The organism is Pseudomonas sp. IB20 (assembly GCF_009707325.1).
Taxonomy (GTDB): Bacteria; Pseudomonadota; Gammaproteobacteria; order Pseudomonadales; family Pseudomonadaceae; genus Aquipseudomonas.
The window spans coordinates 4,423,667-4,445,822 of sequence record NZ_CP046103.1 but is presented as its reverse complement, the minus strand read 5'-3'; the positions used below and the strand labels follow the sequence as shown (position 1 = coordinate 4,445,822).

The following is a 22,156-nucleotide window of genomic DNA, read 5'->3' as shown; positions in this document are numbered from 1 at the left end:
CCTTTCAGGCTTTATTTACGGGAGGTCTTCTTGACTAAGCCAGCCATACTCGCCCTTGCTGATGGCAGCATTTTTCGCGGCGAAGCCATTGGAGCCGACGGTCAAACCGTTGGAGAGGTAGTGTTCAACACTGCCATGACCGGCTATCAGGAAATCCTTACCGATCCTTCCTACGCCCAACAGATCGTTACCCTGACCTATCCGCACATCGGCAACACCGGTACTACACCGGAAGACGTCGAGTCTGATCGTGTCTGGTCGGCCGGCCTGGTCATTCGTGACCTGCCACTGGTTGCGAGCAACTGGCGTAACACGATGTCGCTGTCCGATTACCTGAAAGCCAACAACGTTGTGGCGATCGCCGGTATCGATACGCGCCGCCTGACACGCATCCTGCGTGAAAAAGGCTCGCAGAACGGCTGCATCATGGCGGGTGACAATATTTCCGAAGCAGCGGCAATTGCCGCAGCGCAAGGCTTCCCTGGCCTGAAAGGCATGGACCTGGCGAAAGAAGTCAGCACCAAAGAGCAGTACGAGTGGCGCTCCACTGTCTGGGACTTGAAGACCGACAGCCACGAGACCATCGCTGCTGCTGACCTGCCTTACCACGTAGTCGCCTACGACTACGGCATCAAGTACAACATCCTGCGCATGCTGGTCGAGCGCGGTTGCCGCGTGACCGTGGTGCCAGCGCAAACCCCAGCCAGCGACGTGCTGGCCCTGCAGCCGGACGGTGTGTTCCTGTCCAACGGCCCGGGTGACCCGGAGCCTTGCGACTACGCCATCAAGGCGATCAAGGAAGTGCTGGAAACCGAGATCCCGGTATTCGGTATCTGCCTCGGTCACCAGCTGCTGGCCCTGGCTTCCGGTGCCAAGACCCTGAAAATGGGGCATGGCCACCACGGTGCCAACCACCCGGTGCAAGACCTGGACACTGGTGTGGTGATGATCACCAGTCAGAACCACGGCTTTGCGGTGGATGAAGCGACCTTGCCGGCTAACGTTCGCGCAATTCACAAGTCGCTGTTCGACGGTTCCTTGCAAGGCATCGAGCGCACTGACAAGAGTGCGTTCAGCTTCCAGGGCCACCCTGAAGCAAGCCCGGGCCCGAACGACGTAGCGCCGCTGTTCGACCGTTTCATCAATGAGATGGCCAAGCGACGCTGACTGAGTGGCTTGCGGGCGGCCCCGAACCTCGGTGGCCCCCGCAGGCTCTTCAAAGAGTGTTCAAGACGGCTTGCCGACTGACCTGCGGATTTGAGTGACAAACCCATGCCAAAACGTACAGACATAAAAAGCATCCTGATTCTCGGCGCTGGCCCGATCGTGATCGGCCAGGCCTGCGAGTTCGACTACTCCGGCGCCCAGGCTTGTAAAGCCCTGCGCGAAGAGGGTTACCGCGTCATCCTGGTGAACTCCAACCCGGCCACCATCATGACCGACCCGGACATGGCCGACGCCACCTACATCGAACCGATCAAGTGGCAGACCGTTGCCAAGATCATCGAGAAAGAGCGTCCGGACGCACTGCTGCCGACCATGGGCGGCCAGACTGCATTGAACTGCGCCCTGGACCTGGAGCGCGAAGGCGTCCTGGAAAAATTCGGCGTAGAGATGATCGGTGCGAATGCCGACACCATCGACAAGGCTGAAGACCGTTCGCGTTTCGACAAAGCCATGAAGTCCATCGGCCTTGACTGCCCGCGTTCCGGTATCGCCCACAGCATGGAAGAGGCCAACGCGGTTCTCGAAAAGCTCGGCTTCCCGTGCATCATTCGTCCATCCTTCACCATGGGCGGCACCGGTGGCGGTATTGCTTACAACCGTGAAGAGTTCGAAGAAATCTGCGCGCGTGGTCTGGACCTGTCGCCGACTAAAGAACTGCTGATCGACGAATCCCTGATCGGCTGGAAAGAGTACGAAATGGAGGTTGTCCGCGATAAGAAGGACAACTGCATCATCGTTTGCTCCATCGAAAACTTCGACCCGATGGGCGTGCACACGGGTGACTCGATCACCGTTGCTCCGGCACAGACCCTGACGGACAAGGAATACCAGATCATGCGTAACGCCTCGTTGGCGGTATTGCGTGAGATCGGCGTTGAAACCGGCGGTTCCAACGTTCAGTTCGGTATCTGCCCGGACACCGGTCGTATGGTTGTGATCGAGATGAACCCGCGTGTATCGCGTTCTTCGGCGCTGGCATCGAAAGCGACCGGTTTCCCGATTGCGCGCATCGCTGCCAAGCTGGCGATCGGTTACACCTTGGACGAACTGCAAAACGAAATCACTGGCGGCGCTACACCGGCCTCCTTTGAGCCGTCTATCGACTACGTTGTGACCAAGCTGCCGCGCTTTGCATTCGAGAAATTCCCGAAAGCCGACGCACGCCTGACCACTCAGATGAAGTCGGTTGGTGAAGTCATGGCCATCGGCCGGACCTTCCAGGAATCCCTGCAGAAAGCCCTGCGTGGTCTGGAAGTAGGCGTTTGCGGCCTGGACGAGAAGCTCGACCTGAGCAACCCGGAAAGCATGAGCGTGCTCAAGCGCGAGCTGACCGTGCCGGGCGCCGAGCGCATCTGGTACGTAGCCGATGCTTTCCGCGCCGGCATGACCGTCGAAGATATCTTCGGCATGAACATGATCGACCCGTGGTTCTTGGTGCAGATCGAAGATCTGATCAAGGAAGAAGAGAAGGTCAAGACCCTCGGTCTGTCCTCTATCGACCGCGACCTGATGTTCCGCCTCAAGCGCAAAGGTTTCTCCGACATGCGCTTGGCCAAGCTGCTGGGTGTGACCGAGAAGAACCTGCGCACGCATCGCCACAAGCTGGACATCTTTCCGGTCTACAAGCGCGTTGACACCTGCGCCGCCGAGTTCGCAACCGACACCGCGTACCTGTACTCCACTTACGAGGAAGAGTGCGAAGCCGCGCCGTCGGGCCGTGACAAGATCATTATCCTGGGTGGCGGTCCAAACCGTATCGGCCAAGGCATCGAGTTCGACTATTGCTGCGTACACGCCGCCCTCGCCCTGCGCGAAGACGGGTACGAGACCATCATGGTCAACTGCAACCCGGAAACTGTTTCCACTGACTACGATACTTCCGACCGTCTGTACTTCGAGCCAGTAACGCTGGAAGACGTGCTGGAAATCTGTCGCGTCGAGAAGCCTAAAGGCGTGATCGTCCAGTACGGCGGCCAAACCCCGCTGAAACTGGCTCGCGCCTTGGAAGCCGCTGGTGTGCCGATCATCGGCACCAGCCCTGACGCCATCGACCGTGCCGAAGACCGTGAGCGCTTCCAGCAAATGGTTGAACGCTTGAACCTGCGTCAGCCGCCAAACGCCACTGTGCGCAGCGAAGACGAAGCCATCCGTGCAGCCAGCAAGATCGGCTACCCGCTGGTCGTGCGTCCGTCCTACGTACTGGGCGGCCGGGCGATGGAAATCGTCTACGAAGAAGAAGAGCTCAAGCGTTACCTGCGTGATGCGGTGAAAGTGTCCAACGACAGCCCGGTGCTGCTGGACCACTTCCTCAACTGCGCCATCGAAATGGACGTGGACGCGGTGTGCGACGGTACCGACGTGGTGATCGGCGCGATCATGCAGCACATCGAACAAGCGGGCGTTCACTCCGGTGACTCCGCCTGCTCGCTGCCACCGTACTCGCTGCCGGCGCACATCCAGGACGAGATGCGTGAACAGGTCAAGAAAATGGCCCTGGAACTGGGCGTTGTCGGCCTGATGAACGTTCAGTTGGCGCTGCAAGGCGAAGACATCTACGTCATCGAAGTCAACCCGCGCGCTTCGCGTACCGTGCCATTTGTTTCCAAGTGCATCGGTGTGTCCCTGGCCATGATCGCCGCGCGCGTGATGGCGGGTAAGACCCTGAAGGAAATCGGCTTCACCAAGGAAATTATTCCGAACTTCTACAGCGTGAAAGAGGCGGTGTTCCCGTTCGCCAAATTCCCTGGTGTGGACCCGATCCTGGGCCCAGAGATGAAGTCCACCGGTGAAGTGATGGGTGTGGGCGATACCTTCGGTGAAGCGTTCGCCAAGGCGCAGATGGGTGCCAGCGAAGTGCTGCCAACCGGTGGTACCGCGTTTATCAGCGTGCGTGATGATGACAAGCCACTGGTTGCAGGCGTAGCCCGTGATCTGATCAACTTGGGCTTTGAAGTCGTGGCCACTGCCGGGACCGCTAAGCTGATCGAAGCTGCCGGCCTGAAAGTGCGTCGCGTGAACAAGGTGACGGAAGGCCGTCCGCACGTGGTCGACATGATCAAGAATGACGAAGTCACGCTGATCATCAACACCACAGAGGGTCGCCAGTCGATCGCGGACTCCTACTCCATTCGTCGTAATGCCTTGCAGCACAAGATCTACTGCACCACCACTATTGCTGCTGGCGAAGCCATCTGCGAAGCGCTCAAGTTCGGTCCAGAAAAGACCGTGCGTCGCTTGCAGGATCTACACGCAGGATTGAAGGCATGATCAAATACCCAATGACTGTCCAGGGCGCCAAGGCCCTGGAAGAGGAACACGCCCATCTGACCAAGGTCGTCCGTCCGAAGCTGAGCCAGGACATCGGTACGGCCCGCGAACTGGGTGACTTGAAGGAAAACGCTGAATACCACGCTGCTCGCGAGCAGCAGGGTATGGTCGAGGCGCGGATCCGTGACATCGAAGGCCGTATGCAGAATGCGGTGGTCATCGACGTCACGACCATCCCGAAGACCGGCAAAGTGATTTTCGGCACCACCGTGGAAATCGCCAACGTCGAGACTGATGAGCGCGTTGTTTACCACATCGTGGGTGAAGACGAAGCCGACTTCAAACTCGGCAAGATCTCTGTTGGTTCCCCACTCGCCCGTGCCTTGATTGCCAAGGAAGAGGGTGACGTGGTGGCTGTGAAAACGCCCGGTGGCGTTATCGAGTACGAGATTGTTGAAGTTCGTCACATCTGAAAGACGGCGCCCGCTTCATGCGGGCGCCATGCTTTGGCAGCTTGCCCAGATGCTTTGGGTGGGCGGCGTGTGGTTGTTACACATTGGTATATTACCGACGCTGGGCCTGATTGGCCTGGCGCCGTTGCTGATCGATGAGATCGACGGATTGCTAAGTGCGCTGCTGGTGGTTTTTGCGGCGGCGTGCGTGACGCTCCAAGTGCTGGTGCTGATCAAGGCCGAAGGCTTGGAGAGTTTGTGGCGGGATATTCGCGGCCAGCTGCTGTTGATGGCGCTGTATGCATGTGCAATGTTCTGCGTGGTGCATGTGTGGCTGCCGCAAGCGTTGCGCTGGCAGCTATTCAGCTATCTTGTGCTAGGGTTCTCCGGCCTGGTGCTGGTTATACAGCCGGCGCCTGGGTGGAGTGGCGGGGCGCGCGAAGCGCGCCCGTGACCCTTGTTGTCATTTGAAAGCTACTTGAAGCGGTGTACGTTCGACAGTTGCTTGTTGACGCTGAAGTTCTTGCGATACAGCAGCGCCATCTTGCCGATGACCTGAACCAGGTCCGCTTTGCCGACCTTGCACAGTTCTGCAATGGCGGCCAAACGCGCTTCGCGGTCAAGGATGTTGACCTTGATCTTGATCAGTTCGTGATCGCCCAATGCGCGTTCAAGTTCGGCTAACACACCTTCAGTCAAACCGTTGTCTGCCACAATCAGAACTGGTTTCAGATGGTGGCCAATGGATTTGTACTGTTTCTTCTGCTCTTGAGTGAGCGGCATAATCTGACCCCTGCGTCTGATCTTGTAAAAAGCGGCGGCCAGTTTACCCGAGCGAGTCCGGGACCGCCCAGTTAATCACGACCCGTTTTATTTTTCGAGGTGGCCCGTGGCCCGTTCCAAAACTAGTCTTAAGTGGCTGCAAGAGCATTTCAACGATCCTTACGTCAAAAAGGCGCAAAAGGACGGCTACCGTTCGCGGGCCAGCTACAAGCTGCTGGAGATCCAGGACAAGGACAAATTGATTCGTCCGGGCATGAGCGTTATTGATCTTGGCGCGGCCCCCGGTGGCTGGTCCCAAGTGACCAGTCGTCTGATTGGTGGGCAGGGCCGCTTGATTGCTTCCGACATCCTGGAAATGGACAGCATCCCGGATGTGACCTTTGTTCATGGTGACTTCACCCAGGACACCGTGCTCGCAGAGATCCTCGAAGCCGTGGGAAATTCGCAGGTAGACCTTGTGATTTCCGACATGGCCCCCAATATGAGTGGATTACCGGCCGTCGATATGCCGCGAGCGATGTTCCTTTGTGAATTGGCTCTGGATCTGGCAGGTCGGGTTTTGCGTCCTGGTGGTGATTTTCTGGTGAAAGTCTTCCAAGGCGAAGGTTTTGACGAGTACCACAAGAACATCCGCAAGCTGTTCGATAAGGTGCAGACGCGTAAACCTGACTCTTCACGGGACAGGTCTCGAGAGCAGTACCTGCTGTGCCGTGGGTTCCGCGGTGTCGAAGGCGCGGCGAGCGAAGAGCGTTTTTGAGAAATTCGAGGAGGGCGATAGGTTTTTTTATGTCGCTTTCGTCACGAAGCTTTACGAATATTGTGTAGTCAAAGTTTCACAAAGGGTTACAGACGGCGCCTGCCAGAGTTGTAGGTAATGTAGTAAGTTAGGCCGGTGAATATCATGCGAAGCGCGCGCCAGTAGCGGAGCTTGCTTCAGAGGGTAGTTAATTGAACGATATGGCAAAGAATCTGATCCTGTGGTTGATCATCGCGGCTGTCCTGGTGACGGTGATGAACAACTTCTCCAGCCCTAATGAGCCGCAGACCCTCAACTATTCCGACTTCATCCAGCAAGTTAAGGATGGCAAGGTCGAGCGCGTAGCGGTTGATGGCTACGTAATCACCGGCAAGCGCAGCGATGGCGATAGCTTCAAGACCATTCGTCCGGCAATCCAGGACAACGGTCTGATCGGCGACCTGGTGGATAACCACGTAGTCGTTGAAGGCAAGCAGCCTGAGCAGCAGAGCATCTGGACTCAACTCCTGGTGGCCAGCTTCCCGATCCTGGTGATTATCGCCGTGTTCATGTTCTTCATGCGCCAGATGCAAGGTGGTGCGGGAGGCAAGGGCGGGCCGATGAGCTTCGGCAAGAGCAAGGCGCGCCTGCTCTCCGAAGATCAGGTGAAGACCACCCTGGCTGATGTTGCAGGTTGCGATGAAGCCAAGGAAGAAGTGGGCGAGTTGGTTGAATTCCTGCGCGATCCGGGCAAGTTCCAGCGCCTGGGTGGCCGTATTCCTCGCGGTGTGCTGATGGTCGGTCCTCCGGGTACCGGTAAAACCTTGCTGGCCAAGGCAATTGCCGGCGAAGCCAAGGTGCCTTTCTTCACCATTTCCGGTTCTGACTTCGTCGAGATGTTCGTCGGTGTGGGTGCCAGCCGCGTTCGCGATATGTTCGAACAGGCCAAGAAGCACGCGCCATGCATCATCTTCATCGATGAAATCGACGCCGTTGGTCGCCATCGTGGTGCCGGCATGGGCGGTGGTCATGATGAGCGTGAACAGACCCTCAACCAGTTGCTGGTAGAGATGGACGGCTTCGAAATGAATGACGGCATCATCGTCATCGCTGCGACTAACCGTCCTGACGTACTCGACCCAGCGCTGCTGCGTCCAGGTCGTTTCGACCGTCAGGTTGTGGTTGGCCTGCCGGATATCCGTGGTCGCGAACAGATTCTGAAAGTGCACATGCGCAAAGTGCCAATGGGTGACGACGTTGCGCCGGCCGTGATTGCCCGTGGTACTCCAGGTTTCTCCGGTGCCGACCTGGCCAACTTGGTGAACGAGGCTTCGTTGTTCGCAGCCCGTACCGGCAAGCGCATCGTGGAAATGAAAGAGTTCGAGTTGGCGAAAGACAAGATCATGATGGGCGCCGAGCGCAAATCGATGGTCATGTCCGAAAAAGAGAAGCAGAACACCGCTTATCACGAAGCTGGTCACGCCATTGTGGGTCGCGTTGTGCCTGAGCATGACCCGGTCTACAAAGTGTCGATCATCCCTCGTGGTCGGGCGCTGGGTGTCACTATGTTCCTGCCGGAAGAGGACCGTTACAGCCTCTCCAAGCGTGCACTGATCAGCCAGATCTGCTCGCTGTACGGTGGTCGAATTGCTGAAGAAATGACCCTGGGCTTTGACGGTGTAACCACCGGTGCCTCCAACGACATCATGCGTGCCAGCCAGATTGCACGGAACATGGTGACCAAGTGGGGCTTGTCGGAAAAACTTGGCCCATTGATGTATGCCGAGGAAGAAGGCGAAGTGTTCCTGGGTCGTGGCGGTGGCGGTCAAGCCGCCAGCTTCTCCGGTGAGACAGCTAAGCTGATCGACTCCGAGGTGCGCAGTATCATTGACCAGTGCTACGGCACGGCCAAGCAGATCCTGACCGACAACCGCGACAAGCTGGATGCCATGGCTGATGCGCTGATGAAGTACGAAACCATTGAAGCCGACCAGATCGACGACATCATGGCAGGTCGTACACCTCGTGAGCCTCGCGATTGGGAAGGCGGTTCAGGTACTTCTGGCACTCCGCCAGTGGTTCAGAACGAACGTCCTGAAACCCCGATCGGCGGCCCGGCAGCTGACCTCTAAGGTTTGAAATGACTTCTGCGTTGTCCTCCACCCGGTTGCCTTGCGGCAACCGGGTTCTTGATTTGGCCCATGCACATGTCATGGGCATTCTTAATGTAACCCCTGATTCCTTTTCTGACGGCGGCCGTTTCAGCCAGTTGGATGCCGCATTGCGTCATGCCGAAGCGATGGTGGCGGCTGGCGCAACGTTGATTGATGTCGGCGGCGAGTCGACTCGCCCTGGCGCTCGTGTTGTTTCTCCTGTCGAGGAGCTGGAGCGCGTGGCGCCGATAGTCGAGCTTATTGCTCGCGAGTTGGACGTAATCATATCGGTCGATACATCCACCCCAGCCGTGATGCGTGAGACGGCACGTCTGGGGGCGGGGCTCATCAATGACGTCCGCTCGCTGCAGCGCGACGGCGCCCTGGATGCTGCGGCGGCAACCGGTCTGCCGGTGTGCCTGATGCATATGCTGGGAGAGCCCGGCAATATGCAGGACAGCCCGCACTACGATGACCTCGTTGGCGAAGTGAGCGGGTTCCTTGCTGAACGGATTGCTCAGTGCGTCAAGGTGGGGATTGCTGCCGAAAAGATCATCCTCGATCCCGGGTTTGGCTTCGCCAAGACCCTTCAACACAATTTAAGCCTGTTCAAGCATATGCAAGCCTTGCATGCCCTTGGTCGGCCCCTTTTGGTCGGCGTTTCGCGCAAGAGCATGATAGGGCTGGCCTTGAGCCGTCCTGTAGGTGAGCGGCTGTACGGTGGGCTGGCGCTGGCGGCGCTGGCCGTGACCAAAGGTGCGCGTATTTTGCGTGTGCATGACGTCGCCGAGACGGTCGATGTGGTGCGTATGCTTGCTGCTGTAGAATCAGCCGAATAAGAATGATGGAGCACTTATGACTAAAAAATATTTTGGCACCGACGGTATCCGTGGCCGTGTCGGCGAATTCCCGATTACTCCTGATTTCATGCTCAAGCTGGGTTGGGCGGCAGGCATGGCGTTCCGCAGCATGGGCGCGTGCCGCATCCTGGTAGGCAAAGACACCCGGATTTCGGGGTATATGTTTGAATCGGCGCTGGAGGCAGGTTTATCCGCCGCCGGTGCTGATGTAATGCTGCTGGGCCCTATGCCGACACCGGCGATCGCCTACCTGACGCGTACCTTTCACGCTGAAGCCGGTATCGTGATCAGTGCCTCGCACAATCCCCATGATGACAACGGCATCAAGTTTTTCTCGGGCCAGGGCACCAAGCTGCCGGACGAGATCGAGCTGATGATTGAAGAGCTGCTGGATGCACCGATGACCGTGGTCGAGTCCAGCAAGCTGGGTAAGGTCTCGCGCATCAACGACGCCTCTGGTCGTTATATCGAATTCTGCAAGAGCAGCGTGCCGACCAGCACCAATTTTGCCGGCCTGAAGATCGTCGTCGATTGTGCGCACGGTGCAACCTACAAGGTCGCTCCGAGTGTATTCAAAGAGCTGGGTGCCGACGTGACAGTGCTGTCGGCCCAGCCGAATGGTTTGAATATCAACGATAACTGCGGCTCCACCCATATGGAGCAACTGCAGGCGACCGTTCTGGCTGAGCATGCTGACTTGGGTATCGCCTTTGATGGCGATGGTGACCGCGTGTTGATGGTGGATCACACCGGTACTGTTGTTGATGGCGATGACTTGCTGTTTATCATTGCTCGCGATCTGCATGAGCGTAACAAGCTGCAAGGTGGTGTCGTCGGTACGCTGATGAGCAATCTTGGGCTTGAGCTGGCCTTGGCAGAGCTGGGGATCCCATTTGTTCGCGCCAATGTCGGTGACCGCTATGTAATCGCCGAGCTGCTGGAGCGTAACTGGCAGGTGGGTGGTGAGAACTCTGGGCATGTTGTCTGCTTCCAGCACACCACCACGGGCGATGCCATTATTGCTGCGCTGCAAGTGTTGCTGTCCTTGCGTCGTCGCGAAGAGAGTCTCGCTCAGGCGCGTCAGGCGCTGCGCAAGTGCCCGCAAGTTCTGCTCAATGTGCGTTTCGCCGGTGGTGAAAACCCGATCGAGCACCCTGCTGTCAAAGACGCCTGCGAGCGCGTGACCCAGGCAATGGCGGGGCGTGGGCGGGTGTTGCTGCGCAAGTCCGGCACAGAGCCTTTGGTGCGTGTCATGGTCGAAGGTGAAGACGAAGCACAGGTTCGCGGCCATGCCGAGGACCTGGCAAAACTGGTAACTGAAATTTCCGCCTGAATTCGGCTTGCCAGTGATGATGTGGTTGGGTAACATCTGCGCCCACTTTGACCGACGAGGTACAGCATGCGTCGCACTATGGTAGCTGGTAACTGGAAGATGCACGGTACCCGCGCCAGTGTCGCTGAGCTGATAAACGGCCTTCGTCACTTGGCCTTGCCTAGCGGTGTTGATGTCGCGGTTTTTCCGCCTTGCTTGCATATCAACCAGGTTGTTGATGGCTTGAAAGGTAAGTCGATTCAGGTCGGCGCGCAGAATTCTGCGGTGGAGCCCATGCAAGGTGCGTTGACCGGTGAGATTTCGCCGAGTCAGTTGGTAGATGCGGGTTGTTCCTATGTGCTTGTCGGGCACTCCGAGCGCCGTCAAATGATGGGCGAACGTGATGGGACACTCAATCGCAAGTTCGCAGCAGCACAGGCTTGTGGCCTGATTCCAGTGTTGTGCATAGGGGAGACTCTTGAGCAGCGTGAATCGGGCAAGACTCTTGAAGTTGTCTCGCGTCAGCTGGGCAGCATCATCGAGGAGTTGGGTGTTGGTGCATTTGCAAAGGCAGTAATTGCTTACGAGCCGGTCTGGGCCATTGGCACCGGGCTGACTGCTACACCGCAACAGGCGCAGGATGTGCACGCAGCCATCCGCGCGCAGTTGGCGGCAGAGAATTCTGAAATCGCACAAGGTGTGCGGCTTCTATACGGCGGCAGCGTGAAGGCGGCCAATGCGGTCGAACTGTTCGGCATGCCGGATATCGATGGGGGGCTCATTGGTGGAGCTTCCCTGAATGCAGATGAGTTCGGTGCGATCTGTCGCGCCGCGGGAAACTGAAAAAATGCTGGAAACAGTCGTAGTCGTTTTTCATCTGTTGGCTGCCCTGGGCGTAATTGCCCTGGTTTTGTTGCAACAGGGTAAAGGTGCGGATGCTGGTGCGTCTTTCGGTGCAGGTGCTTCAAATACTGTATTCGGAAGCCAAGGTTCCTCTACCTTTCTTAGTAAGTTTACTGCTATACTTGCCGCCGGTTTCTTCATAACCAGCTTGGGGTTAGGTTACTATGCTAAAGAGAAAGCTCATGTGCTGACTCAAGTAGGTCTCCCAAATCCAGCAGTGTTGGAAGTACCAAAAGCAAAACCGGCTTCTGATGATGTCCCGGTGCTTCAAGAGCAAAAGTCGGCTACTCCAGCGACTGACGTACCTCCAGCTCAAGAGCAGAAGTAAGAAGGGTTGTAAGCGCTGTATTGCCGAGGTGGTGGAATTGGTAGACACGCAACCTTGAGGTGGTTGTGCCCATAGGGTGTAGGGGTTCGAGTCCCCTTCTCGGTACCAATTATCAGGAGAGCCCGCTGTTGCGGGCTTTCTTGTAGGTGGAAGGTTACATTGACCCTGTAAAGGATCGGTCGTATACTTCCGCCCCAGCTTTGTCGCGGGGTGGAGCAGTCTGGTAGCTCGTCGGGCTCATAACCCGAAGGTCGTCGGTTCAAATCCGGCCCCCGCAACCAGTTTTAGCGGAGCCCCTTTTAAGGGGCTTTTTGTTAGCTGGACACTTTCAACGCCGCTGTTCGACGGCGTTTCAAGGATGGGCGTTTCGCCCATTTTTTTATTTTGCACAGCATGCACATACATGCACGAGGGGGTTCAGGTGTCGAGCAAGCTAGAAGAGTTGCAGGCCTTGTTGGCCCCGGTGGTCGTGGCCCTAGGCTATGAATGCTGGGGTATTGAGTTTTCGGCTCAAGGTCGCCACTCAATGTTGCGCGTTTATATCGATAAAGAGGGCGGCGTGCTGGTGGACGATTGTGCCATTGTCAGCCGTCAGATCAGCGGTGTGCTGGATGTTGAAGATCCAATCGCCGTTGAGTACACCCTTGAAGTTTCCTCGCCTGGCATGGAACGCCCACTGTTCACTATTGATCAGTTTGCAAAATTTGCCGGTGAACAAGTGAAGATCAAGCTGCGCTCTCCCTTTGAAGGGCGACGCAACTTTCAGGGCCTTCTGCGCGGTGTAGAAGAACAGGATGTCGTGGTGCAGGTAGAAGACCATGAATTCCTGTTGCCGATCGATATGATCGACAAGGCCAACATTATTCCCAGTTTTGACTGAGACGCGGATCCCGCGGATCCAATGGCTTGCGAAAGGCGAGGCGTACGATGAGCAAAGAAGTACTGCTGGTTGTTGAGTCGGTATCCAATGAAAAGGGCGTACCGGCAAACGTGATTTTTGAAGCGCTGGAGCTGGCCTTGGCCACTGCTACCAAAAAGCGTTTTGAAGACGAAGTTGATCTGCGTGTGGAAATCAACCGCCACACCGGTGCCTATGAGACTTTCCGTCGCTGGACGGTCGTCGAAGAAGCCGATCTTGATGATCCGGCCATCGAAACTTGGCCAAGCAAGGTTGCCGAAACGCATCCTGGCGCCAATGTCGGTGATGTCGTCGAAGAAAAGATCGAGTCGATCGAATTCGGCCGTATTGCTGCACAGACCGCCAAGCAGGTCATCGTGCAGAAGGTTCGCGAAGCCGAGCGCGCTCAAGTCGTTGACGCTTATCGCGAGCGCCTGGGTGAGATCATCTCCGGCACCGTGAAAAAAGTTACCCGCGACAACGTGATCGTCGACTTGGGCAATAACGCTGAAGCGTTGCTGGCCCGCGAAGACATCATTTCTCGCGAAACCTTCCGTGTCGGCGTGCGTCTGCGTGCGCTGCTCAAGGAAATCCGCACCGAGAACCGCGGCCCGCAGTTGATCCTGTCGCGTACCGCGCCGGAAATGCTGATCGAGCTGTTCCGTATCGAAGTGCCGGAAATTGCCGAAGGCCTGATCGAAGTCATGGCTGCGTCCCGCGACCCGGGTTCGCGCGCCAAGATCGCGGTCCGTTCCAAGGACAAACGCATCGACCCGCAGGGCGCTTGCATTGGTATGCGTGGTTCACGCGTCCAGGCAGTGTCGGGCGAATTGGGCGGTGAGCGTGTGGACATTGTCCTGTGGGACGATAACCCGGCGCAGTTCGTGATCAACGCCATGTCGCCAGCTGAAGTGGCGGCAATTATCGTTGACGAAGATGCCCATGCAATGGACATCGCCGTTGGCGCAGACAATCTGGCTCAGGCCATTGGTCGTGGTGGTCAGAACGTGCGTCTGGCCAGCCAACTGACCGGCTGGACCCTGAACGTGATGACCGAATCGGACATCCAGGCTAAGCAGCAAGCTGAAACCGGTGACATCCTGCGCAACTTCATCGACGAGCTGGAAGTCGACGAAGACCTGGCGCAGGTACTGGTAGATGAAGGCTTCACCAGCCTGGAAGAGATTGCCTACGTACCGTTGGAAGAAATGCTCAACATCGACGGCTTTGACGAAGACACCGTCAACGAGCTTCGCGCTCGGGCCAAGGATCGTTTGTTGACTAAAGCCATCGCTACTGAGGAAAAGCTGGCAGACGCCCATCCGGCCGAAGACCTGCTCTCGCTTGAGGGTATGGACAAGGATTTGGCGATGGAACTGGCGGTGCGCGGCGTAATTACCCGCGAAGACCTGGCCGAGCAGTCTATTGACGATCTGCTCGACATCGACGGCATTGACGATGATCGTGCCGGCAAGTTGATCATGGCCGCCCGAGCCCATTGGTTCGAGTAACTAGGCGCGGCCTGAGGAGAGAAGTGCATGACGCAAGTCACGGTGAAACAACTGGCCGATGAGGTCAAAACACCGGTAGAGCGCCTGTTGCAGCAGATGCGTGAGGCAGGTCTGCCGCACACCGCCGCCGATGAAGGTGTGAGCGATAGTGAGAAGCAGTCTTTGCTGACTCACTTGAAGAGCAGCCACAAGGCGAAAGTGGAAGAACCGCGCAAGATTACATTGCAGCGCAAAACCACCAGCACCCTGCGTGTTGCTGGTAGCAAGAGCATCAGCGTTGAAGTACGCAAGAAGAAAGTCTTCGTACAGCGCAGCCCGGAAGAAATCGAAGCCGAGCGCAAACGCGAACTGGAAGAACGTCGCGCAGTAGAAAATGCTGCTCGTCAGAAGGCTGAAGAAGAAGCCAAGCGTCGCACCGAAGAAGAAGCGCGTCGCCAGCCTACTGCTGCGCAACCTGCTGGTACTGAAGCGGTCGCCGCTCCTGTTGAAGCTGTGCGTGAGGCCGCTCCGGTTGCCGCTGCACCTGCTCCTGCAGCAGACGCTCGCAAGCGCGACGAACCTCGTCGTCCGGACAAGCCACGTGCCGACGATAACAATCGTCGCGGTGGTGGTGCTGATGGCGAGCGCAAAAACGCTCCGCATCGTGCCTCGGTCAAAGAGAAAGCGCCTGCTCCACGCGTTGCTCCACGTACTACCGACGAAGAAAGCGATGGCTTCCGTCGTGGTGGTCGCGGCAAGGCCAAGCTGAAAAAACGCAACGCCCACGGTTTCCAGAGCCCAACCGGCCCTGTCGTGCGTGATGTGCAGATCGGCGAGACCATTTCTGTTGGCGATCTCGCCAATCAGATGTCGGTCAAGGCTGCTGAAATCATCAAGTTCATGTTCAAACTGGGTACTCCAGCGACTATCAACCAGGTGCTTGATCAGGAAACTGCTCAGCTCGTGGCTGAGGAGTTGGGCCATAAAGTGACCCTGGTCAGCGACACTGCCTTGGAAGATTCCCTGGCCGAGTCCTTGAAGTTTGAAGGTGAAACCTTCTCCCGTGCGCCAGTCGTGACCGTAATGGGCCACGTTGACCATGGTAAGACTTCCCTGCTCGACTATATCCGTCGTGCCAAGGTAGCTGCTGGCGAAGCCGGCGGTATCACCCAGCACATCGGTGCCTACCACGTTGAAACCGAACGCGGCATGGTCACCTTCCTCGACACCCCAGGTCACGCCGCGTTTACCGCAATGCGTGCCCGTGGTGCCAAGGCGACTGACATCGTGATCCTGGTAGTTGCAGCGGACGACGGCGTGATGCCGCAGACCATTGAAGCTGTCCAGCACGCCAAGGCCGCAGGGGTTCCACTGGTTGTTGCAGTGAACAAAATCGACAAGCCGGGCGCTGATCTCGATCGCATCCGTAGCGAGCTGTCGGTTCACGGCGTGACTTCCGAAGAGTGGGGCGGTGATACGCCGTTCGTTTCGGTTTCGGCGAAAGTCGGTACCGGTGTAGACGAGCTGCTCGAAGCGGTTCTGCTGCAAGCTGAAGTACTCGAACTGAAAGCAACTCCATCGGCCCCGGGTCGCGGTGTTGTGGTTGAATCGCGTCTCGACAAAGGTCGTGGCCCGGTTGCAACCGTTCTGGTTCAAGACGGTACCCTGCGCCAAGGCGACATGGTGCTGGTCGGTTCGAACTACGGCCGTGTACGTGCCATGCTCGACGAGAACGGCAAGCCAATCAAAGAAGCCGGTCCTTCCATCCCTGTCGAGATTCTCGGCCTGGACGGTACCCCGGACGCTGGCGACGAGATGAGCGTGGTTGCTGACGAGAAGAAAGCCCGTGAAGTGGCTCTGTTCCGTCAAGGCAAGTTCCGCGAAGTCAAGCTGGCCCGTGCTCACGCCGGCAAGCTGGAAAACATCTTCGAAAACATGGGCCAGGCAGAGAAGAAGACGCTCAACATCGTCCTCAAATCTGACGTCCGTGGTTCGCTCGAAGCGTTGAACGGCGCCTTGAATGGCCTGGGTAACGACGAAGTGCAAGTGCGCGTTGTCGGTGGCGGTGTCGGTGGTATCACCGAGTCCGACGCCAACCTGGCACTGGCTTCCAACGCTGTACTGTTCGGCTTCAACGTGCGTGCCGATGCTGGCGCTCGCAAGATCGTCGAGCAGGAAGGCCTGGACATGCGTTACTACAACGTCATCTACGACATTATCGAAGACGTCAAGAAAGCCCTTACCGGCATGCTTGGCAGCGACGTACGGGAGAATATCCTGGGTGTTGCCGAGGTGCGTGACGTGTTCCGCTCGCCGAAATTTGGCGCGATCGCCGGTTGCATGGTTATCGAAGGTGTTGTGCACCGTAACCGTCCAATCCGTGTACTGCGTGAAGACATCGTTATCTTCGAAGGCGAGCTGGAATCCCTGCGCCGCTTCAAGGATGACGCTTCCGAAGTACGTGCCGGCATGGAATGCGGTATCGGCGTCAAGAGCTACAACGACGTCAAGGCTGGCGACAAGATCGAAGTCTACGAGAAGGTTCAGGTTGCTCGCAGCCTCTAACTCGCGCACTTCAGGAGCCACGCCGCGTGTGGGCATGCAAATGCCCCGCGCAGCGTACGGACTCTAAACGCAACGCCCGGTCTGGCTTTTGTCAGGCCGGGCGTTTGCCGCTTTCAGACCCCACGGGTTTCACCGTGTGGCAGTAACAGGTAACAAGACATGGCAAAAGAATACAGCCGTACCCAACGTATCGGCGATCAGATGCAGCGCGAGCTGGCCCAACTGATCCGTCGCGAAGTCAAAGACCCCCGTGTTGGCCTGGTGACCATCACCGCGGTTGAAGTGAGCCGCGACGTAGGTCACGCGAAGATCTTCATCACCGTGATGGGGCAGGACAGCAGCGAAGAAATCGCGCAAAGCATCAAGGTGCTCAACTCGGCAGCAGGTTTCCTGCGCATGCAGTTGGCCCGTGAAATGAAGCTGCGCAGCGTGCCTCAGTTGCACTTCCACTACGACGAAAGCGTCGTGCGTGGTGCGCACCTGTCGGCCCTGATCGAACGCGCCGTGGCTGAAGACAGCCAGCACCCGTCCACACCTGAAGACGCCAAGGAGTAAGCGGTGGCTCAGGTCAAACGTATCCGTCGCAACGTCAGCGGCATTATTCTGCTCGACAAGCCCATTGGCTTTACCTCCAATGCCGCCTTGCAGAAGGTCCGCTGGCTGCTCAATGCCGAGAAGGCCGGGCATACCGGCAGCCTCGACCCCTTGGCCACCGGTGTACTGCCGCTGTGCTTTGGTGAGGCGACCAAGTTCTCGCAATACCTGCTTGATTCCGACAAGGGTTACGAAACCCTGATGCAGCTGGGCAAGACCACTACCACGGCCGATGCCGAGGGTGATGTTTTGCAGGTTCGTGACGTGACCGTTGGTCGTGCTGATATTGAAGCTGCTTTGCCGGGTTTTCGTGGGCAAATCAGTCAGATACCGCCGATGTACTCGGCGCTCAAGCGTGATGGCCAGCCACTTTACAAGCTGGCACGTGCGGGCGAAGTAGTGGAGCGCGAACCGCGTTCTGTTACTATTACGCGCTTGGAATTGCTCGCCTGTGAAGGCGACACTGCCCGCTTGGCCGTGGACTGCAGCAAAGGCACCTATATCCGTACCCTGGTGGAAGATATTGGTGAAAAGCTCGGTTGCGGCGCGTACGTTGCAGAACTGCGACGTACCCAGGCAGGGCCCTTCAGCCTGGCCCAGACGGTCACGCTGGAAGAGTTGGAGGCCGTACACGCCGAAGGCGGCAATGAAGCAGTTGATCGCTTCCTGATGCCATCGGACAGCGGTTTGCTGGATTGGCCATTGCTGCACTTCTCGGAGCACAGCGCGTTCTACTGGCTCAACGGCCAGCCGGTACGTGCCCCGGATGCTCCGAAGTTCGGCATGGTGCGGGTACAGGATCATAACGGTCGCTTCATCGGTATCGGTGAAGTGAGCGAAGACGGGCGTATAGCGCCGCGTCGACTGATTCGGTCAGAATGACCGGACGAGTGTGGCTGTTAACAGGCACGGTCAACACTCATTTTTAGATACAGGGATTTGTCCCTGGCCTGTTGAGACTGCCCTTTGGGTGGTTTCCTGAAAAAAGGATTGCCTCATGGCTCTCGACGTTCAAGAAAAAGCACAAATCGTAGCTGACTATCAGCAAGCTGTTGGTGACACTGGTTCGCCAGAAGTGCAAGTTGCACTGCTGACCCACAACATCAACAAGCTGCAAGGTCACTTCAAGGCCAACGGTAAAGATCACCACTCCCGTCGTGGTCTGATCCGCATGGTAAACCAGCGCCGTAAGCTGCTGGACTACCTGAAAGGCAAGGATCTGGGTCGTTATCAGGCTCTGATCGGTCGCCTGGGTCTGCGTCGCTAATCAGCGATTGCGCTAGAGGTTGGTTGTCTGCCGTGTGTCAGTGGGATTCCCGCTGGCCCATGGCAGGCTCCCAGCCTCAAGTTTTATCTGGATACACGTTTTGCCCTGGACCAGGCTCGGGCCGATTCCCGACATTGCCCAAGAATTTCGCAAGAAGACAAGTTCCCCAAGAGCCACAAAGAAGGTAGGACACCGTGAACCCGGTTATCAAAAAATTCCAGTTCGGTCAGTCGACCGTTACCCTCGAGACAGGCCGTATCGCCCGTCAAGCCTCCGGCGCAGTGCTGGTCACCGTTGACGACGACGTCACCGTATTGGTGACCGTTGTTGGCGCCAAGACCGCTGACCCAAGCAAAGGCTTCTTCCCTCTTTCCGTTCACTACCAGGAAAAGACTTACGCTGCCGGTAAGATCCCTGGCGGTTTCTTCAAGCGCGAAGGCCGTCCTTCCGAAAAAGAAACCCTGACTTCCCGACTGATCGACCGTCCGATCCGTCCGCTGTTCCCAGAAGGCTTCATGAACGAAGTGCAGGTCGTCTGCACCGTCGTTTCCACCAGCAAGAAGACCGATCCGGACATCGCTGCGATGATCGGCACCTCGGCTGCCCTGGCCATCTCCGGTATTCCTTTCGATGGCCCGATCGGCGCAGCTCGCGTTGCTTTCCACGAAAGCACCGGCTACCTGCTGAACCCGACTTACGAACAACAGAAAGCTTCGAGCCTGGACATGGTCGTTGCCGGTACTTCGGAAGCCGTGTTGATGGTTGAATCGGAAGCCAAAGAGCTCACCGAAGACCAGATGCTGGGTGCGGTACTGTTTGCTCACGACGAGTTCCAGGTTGTGATCAACGCTGTTAAAGAACTGGCTGCTGAAGCTGCCAAGCCAACCTGGACCTGGGCCCCACAGCCTGAAGCCACTGCTCTGCTGGGCGCTATCCGTGCCGAGTTCGGCGACGCGATCTCCCAGGCTTACACCATCACCATCAAGGCCGATCGTTACGCTCGCCTGGGTGAGCTGAAAGACCAGGTTGTTGCCAAGCTGTCCGGTGAAGAAGGCCAGCCTTCTTCCAGCGAAGTCAAAGCAGCTTTCGGCGAAATCGAATACCGCACCGTTCGCGAAAACATCGTAAACGGCAAGCCACGTATCGACGGCCGCGACACCAAAACTGTACGCCCTCTGAACATCGAAGTCGGTGTTCTGCCTAAGACCCACGGTTCGGCTCTGTTCACCCGTGGCGAAACCCAGGCCCTGGTTGTTGCAACACTGGGCACCGCCCGTGACGCACAGCTGCTGGACACCCTGGAAGGCGAGAAAAAAGACCCGTTCATGCTGCACTACAACTTCCCTCCGTTCTCGGTAGGTGAGTGTGGTCGCATGGGTGGTGCTGGTCGTCGTGAAATCGGTCACGGCCGTCTGGCCCGTCGTTCGATTGCAGCCATGCTGCCTGCCGCCGACGTGTTCCCGTACACCATTCGTGTGGTGTCGGAAATCACCGAGTCCAACGGTTCCAGCTCCATGGCTTCCGTTTGCGGTGCTTCCCTGGCACTGATGGACGCTGGTGTGCCGATGAAGGCGCCGGTTGCCGGTATCGCCATGGGCTTGGTTAAAGAAGGCGAGAAGTTCGCCATCCTGACCGACATCCTGGGTGACGAAGACCACCTGGGCGACATGGACTTCAAGGTAGCCGGTACCGCTAAAGGTGTTACCGCGCTGCAGATGGACATCAAGATCAAGGGCATCACCGAAGAGATCATGGAAATCGCTCTGGGCCAAGCCCTGGACGCGCGCCTGAACATCCTCGGTCAGATGAACCAGATCATTGGTCAGTCCCGTACCGAACTGTCGGAAAATGCTCCGACCATGATCGCGATGAAAATCGACACCGACAAAATCCGTGATGTTATCGGTAAAGGCGGCGCGACTATTCGTGCGATCTGCGAAGAGACCAAGGCTTCGATCGACATCGAAGACGACGGCTCGATCAAGATCTTCGGCGAAACCAAAGAAGCCGCAGAAGCTGCGCGTCAGCGCGTTCTGGGCATCACCGCTGAAGCCGAGATCGGCAAGATCTACGTGGGTAAGGTTGAGCGCATCGTCGACTTCGGCGCATTCGTCAACATCCTGCCGGGCAAAGACGGTCTGGTTCACATCTCCATGTTGAGCGACGCTCGCGTTGAGAAAGTGACCGACATTCTGAAAGAAGGCCAGGAAGTGGAAGTGCTGGTACTGGACGTGGACAACCGCGGCCGTATCAAGCTGTCCATCAAGGACGTAGCAGCAGCCAAGGCTTCGGGCGTTTAAACACCCGTAGGCTTAAGCTGAAAAAAAGGACCCTTCGCAGACTGTGTGAAAACCTAGCAATCTGCGCAGCGCTCAAAGAAATACAAAAGCCGCAACTTGCATGCAGGCAGGGTCCTCTTCATGCAAGTTGCACGATTCCGGATTTTTTAATATTTCATAACTCATTGTTTTAAAAGGATTTATATCGTATCTGTGAGTTGGCACAGTGTCTGCAATATCCCTGTTAACGCTGCAGCATCAAGGTTTACCCACTGCAGACTTTCAATAAAACAGGAGTTACTCGTATGAAGAAGTTCGCTCTCGCTACTGCTACCGCTCTGACCCTGGCCATGGGTGCTAACGTGGCCTTTGCTCAGACTTCCCAAGCTCCAATGACCCTGGCCGCTGGCGAAGTGACCAAAGCCAAAGAGTCCACTTCGGATACTTGGATCACCACCAAAGTCAAAGCTGACCTGCTGACTGAAAAAGGTATTCCTGGCTCGGACATCAAGGTTGAAACCAACAAAGGCGTGGTTTCGCTGTCCTCGACAGTTGCTATCTCTGACTCGCAGAAAGCCACTGCCGTAGCGATCACCAAGAAAATCAAAGGTGTTACCGCTGTTTCCGCTGACGGCCTGCTGGCTGGTGGCGCAACTAAGGCCGACAACATCGACACAAAGGCGCCCTGATACCTGGATTACCACCAAAGTGAAAGCTGACCTGGTAACCGAGAAAGGCATTCCTGGCACCGACATTAAAGTCGAAACCAACAAAGGTGTAGTGTCCCTGTCCTCTTCCGTCGCAGTGACTGAAGCGCAGAAAACTACCGCGGTAAATATCACTAAGAAAATCAAAGGCGTTAAAGCTGTATCGGCCGATGGCCTGAAAGCAGAGTAACGCTTAACGTCTCGTCTGAACTGTAAAGCGGCGGCTTAGGGTGAGTTAGATATCCACCCGGTGCACCTCTGGAGTTCATGCGACCGACCACACGGATGTGGTCATTACAGGCCCCGGCACTTGTGTCGGGGCCTGTTCTATTCTG

The 22,156-nt window shown here is 57.1% G+C and carries 19 protein-coding genes, 2 tRNA genes and 1 pseudogene; 21 read left to right on the top strand and 1 reads right to left on the bottom strand.

Annotation, left to right across the window (positions count from 1 at the left end):
• Nucleotides 1-30: 30 nt before the first annotated feature.
• The 4 genes from carA to GJU48_RS20700 all read left to right on the top strand — a co-directional run bounded on the left by carA (nucleotide 31) and on the right by GJU48_RS20700 (nucleotide 5,400).
• A complete protein-coding gene (carA, locus tag GJU48_RS20715) occupies nucleotides 31-1,167 on the top strand; it encodes a glutamine-hydrolyzing carbamoyl-phosphate synthase small subunit (protein ID WP_094951706.1) in 1,137 nt (378 codons plus the stop codon).
• A 105-nt stretch (nucleotides 1,168-1,272) separates the two neighbouring features.
• The gene (gene carB / locus GJU48_RS20710; RefSeq protein ID WP_094951707.1) at nucleotides 1,273-4,494 is read left to right on the top strand and encodes a carbamoyl-phosphate synthase large subunit; all 3,222 of its coding nucleotides are present in this window, start codon (nucleotides 1,273-1,275) and stop codon (nucleotides 4,492-4,494) included.
• On the top strand, nucleotides 4,491-4,967 hold the full coding sequence (gene greA / locus GJU48_RS20705; protein WP_094951708.1) for a transcription elongation factor GreA: 477 nt from the start codon (nucleotides 4,491-4,493) through the stop codon (nucleotides 4,965-4,967). The genes carB and greA overlap by 4 nt, the downstream gene beginning before the upstream one ends.
• A gap of 28 nt (nucleotides 4,968-4,995) precedes the next feature.
• Complete coding sequence (locus tag GJU48_RS20700; protein ID WP_094951709.1) at nucleotides 4,996-5,400, top strand: MFS transporter; 405 nt, start codon at nucleotides 4,996-4,998, stop codon at nucleotides 5,398-5,400.
• Between the two features lie 20 nt (nucleotides 5,401-5,420).
• Here the strand turns inward: GJU48_RS20700 and GJU48_RS20695 are convergent, their stop codons facing one another.
• Nucleotides 5,421-5,729: a YhbY family RNA-binding protein gene (locus GJU48_RS20695; protein ID WP_017139256.1), complete on the bottom strand. Its 309-nt coding sequence runs from the start codon at nucleotides 5,727-5,729 to the stop codon at nucleotides 5,421-5,423.
• A gap of 106 nt (nucleotides 5,730-5,835) precedes the next feature.
• On the opposite strand from GJU48_RS20695, the gene rlmE reads away from it, so the two are divergent.
• From rlmE to GJU48_RS20610, 17 genes and pseudogenes are all read left to right on the top strand, one after another.
• Entirely contained in the window at nucleotides 5,836-6,486 is a 651-nt protein-coding gene (gene rlmE, locus GJU48_RS20690) for a 23S rRNA (uridine(2552)-2'-O)-methyltransferase RlmE (RefSeq protein WP_065892263.1), read from the top strand.
• A 200-nt stretch (nucleotides 6,487-6,686) separates the two neighbouring features.
• Complete coding sequence (ftsH, locus tag GJU48_RS20685) at nucleotides 6,687-8,597, top strand: ATP-dependent zinc metalloprotease FtsH (RefSeq protein ID WP_094951710.1); 1,911 nt, start codon at nucleotides 6,687-6,689, stop codon at nucleotides 8,595-8,597.
• An 8-nt stretch (nucleotides 8,598-8,605) separates the two neighbouring features.
• The gene (gene folP / locus GJU48_RS20680; protein ID WP_094951711.1) at nucleotides 8,606-9,457 is read left to right on the top strand and encodes a dihydropteroate synthase; all 852 of its coding nucleotides are present in this window, start codon (nucleotides 8,606-8,608) and stop codon (nucleotides 9,455-9,457) included.
• 16 nt (nucleotides 9,458-9,473) lie between these two features.
• Nucleotides 9,474-10,811 (top strand): phosphoglucosamine mutase, encoded by a 1,338-nt coding sequence (gene glmM, locus GJU48_RS20675; RefSeq protein WP_094951712.1) that lies wholly within the window; start codon nucleotides 9,474-9,476, stop codon nucleotides 10,809-10,811.
• 66 nt (nucleotides 10,812-10,877) lie between these two features.
• A complete protein-coding gene (gene tpiA, locus GJU48_RS20670) occupies nucleotides 10,878-11,633 on the top strand; it encodes a triose-phosphate isomerase (RefSeq protein ID WP_083356722.1) in 756 nt (251 codons plus the stop codon).
• 4 nt (nucleotides 11,634-11,637) lie between these two features.
• Nucleotides 11,638-12,021, top strand: a complete 384-nt coding sequence (gene secG / locus GJU48_RS20665) for a preprotein translocase subunit SecG (protein WP_083356723.1) — start codon at nucleotides 11,638-11,640, stop codon at nucleotides 12,019-12,021.
• Nucleotides 12,022-12,043: 22 nt separating this feature from the next.
• Nucleotides 12,044-12,129: transfer RNA gene (locus GJU48_RS20660), tRNA-Leu, on the top strand.
• Nucleotides 12,130-12,225: 96 nt separating this feature from the next.
• Nucleotides 12,226-12,302: transfer RNA gene (locus tag GJU48_RS20655), tRNA-Met, on the top strand.
• A 140-nt stretch (nucleotides 12,303-12,442) separates the two neighbouring features.
• Nucleotides 12,443-12,901, top strand: a complete 459-nt coding sequence (rimP, locus tag GJU48_RS20650; protein WP_032865935.1) for a ribosome maturation factor RimP — start codon at nucleotides 12,443-12,445, stop codon at nucleotides 12,899-12,901.
• A gap of 47 nt (nucleotides 12,902-12,948) precedes the next feature.
• Entirely contained in the window at nucleotides 12,949-14,430 is a 1,482-nt protein-coding gene (nusA, locus tag GJU48_RS20645) for a transcription termination factor NusA (protein WP_078739144.1), read from the top strand.
• Nucleotides 14,431-14,457: 27 nt separating this feature from the next.
• Nucleotides 14,458-16,974 (top strand): translation initiation factor IF-2, encoded by a 2,517-nt coding sequence (gene infB / locus GJU48_RS20640; protein WP_094951713.1) that lies wholly within the window; start codon nucleotides 14,458-14,460, stop codon nucleotides 16,972-16,974.
• A gap of 159 nt (nucleotides 16,975-17,133) precedes the next feature.
• Nucleotides 17,134-17,529: a 30S ribosome-binding factor RbfA gene (rbfA, locus tag GJU48_RS20635; protein ID WP_016973761.1), complete on the top strand. Its 396-nt coding sequence runs from the start codon at nucleotides 17,134-17,136 to the stop codon at nucleotides 17,527-17,529.
• 3 nt (nucleotides 17,530-17,532) lie between these two features.
• Complete coding sequence (truB, locus tag GJU48_RS20630; RefSeq protein WP_094951714.1) at nucleotides 17,533-18,450, top strand: tRNA pseudouridine(55) synthase TruB; 918 nt, start codon at nucleotides 17,533-17,535, stop codon at nucleotides 18,448-18,450.
• A gap of 115 nt (nucleotides 18,451-18,565) precedes the next feature.
• Entirely contained in the window at nucleotides 18,566-18,835 is a 270-nt protein-coding gene (gene rpsO / locus GJU48_RS20625) for a 30S ribosomal protein S15 (RefSeq protein WP_003176135.1), read from the top strand.
• A gap of 194 nt (nucleotides 18,836-19,029) precedes the next feature.
• Nucleotides 19,030-21,135, top strand: coding sequence for a polyribonucleotide nucleotidyltransferase (gene pnp / locus GJU48_RS20620; protein ID WP_094951715.1), 2,106 nt, complete (start codon nucleotides 19,030-19,032; stop codon nucleotides 21,133-21,135).
• 284 nt (nucleotides 21,136-21,419) lie between these two features.
• Nucleotides 21,420-21,803 (top strand): BON domain-containing protein, encoded by a 384-nt coding sequence (locus GJU48_RS20615; protein ID WP_155296076.1) that lies wholly within the window; start codon nucleotides 21,420-21,422, stop codon nucleotides 21,801-21,803.
• Nucleotides 21,799-22,011, top strand: a pseudogene (locus GJU48_RS20610) (BON domain-containing protein); the annotation flags it as partial. The gene GJU48_RS20615 and the pseudogene GJU48_RS20610, both read left to right, overlap by 5 nt.
• Nucleotides 22,012-22,156 lie beyond the last annotated feature (145 nt).

Bases quoted from the DNA above. Each gene is read 5' to 3' on its own strand.
- carB (WP_094951707.1), top strand. From the start codon at position 1,273: ATGCCAAAACGTACAGACATAAAAAGCATCCTGATTCTCGGCGCTGGC.
- greA (WP_094951708.1), top strand. From the start codon at position 4,491: ATGATCAAATACCCAATGACTGTCCAGGGCGCCAAGGCCCTGGAAGAG.
- GJU48_RS20700 (WP_094951709.1), top strand. From the start codon at position 4,996: ATGCTTTGGCAGCTTGCCCAGATGCTTTGGGTGGGCGGCGTGTGGTTG.
- GJU48_RS20695 (WP_017139256.1), bottom strand. From the start codon at position 5,729: ATGCCGCTCACTCAAGAGCAGAAGAAACAGTACAAATCCATTGGCCAC.
- ftsH (WP_094951710.1), top strand. From the start codon at position 6,687: ATGGCAAAGAATCTGATCCTGTGGTTGATCATCGCGGCTGTCCTGGTG.
- folP (WP_094951711.1), top strand. From the start codon at position 8,606: ATGACTTCTGCGTTGTCCTCCACCCGGTTGCCTTGCGGCAACCGGGTT.
- glmM (WP_094951712.1), top strand. From the start codon at position 9,474: ATGACTAAAAAATATTTTGGCACCGACGGTATCCGTGGCCGTGTCGGC.
- tpiA (WP_083356722.1), top strand. From the start codon at position 10,878: ATGCGTCGCACTATGGTAGCTGGTAACTGGAAGATGCACGGTACCCGC.
- secG (WP_083356723.1), top strand. From the start codon at position 11,638: ATGCTGGAAACAGTCGTAGTCGTTTTTCATCTGTTGGCTGCCCTGGGC.
- nusA (WP_078739144.1), top strand. From the start codon at position 12,949: ATGAGCAAAGAAGTACTGCTGGTTGTTGAGTCGGTATCCAATGAAAAG.
- infB (WP_094951713.1), top strand. From the start codon at position 14,458: ATGACGCAAGTCACGGTGAAACAACTGGCCGATGAGGTCAAAACACCG.
- rbfA (WP_016973761.1), top strand. From the start codon at position 17,134: ATGGCAAAAGAATACAGCCGTACCCAACGTATCGGCGATCAGATGCAG.
- rpsO (WP_003176135.1), top strand. From the start codon at position 18,566: ATGGCTCTCGACGTTCAAGAAAAAGCACAAATCGTAGCTGACTATCAG.
- GJU48_RS20615 (WP_155296076.1), top strand. From the start codon at position 21,420: ATGAAGAAGTTCGCTCTCGCTACTGCTACCGCTCTGACCCTGGCCATG.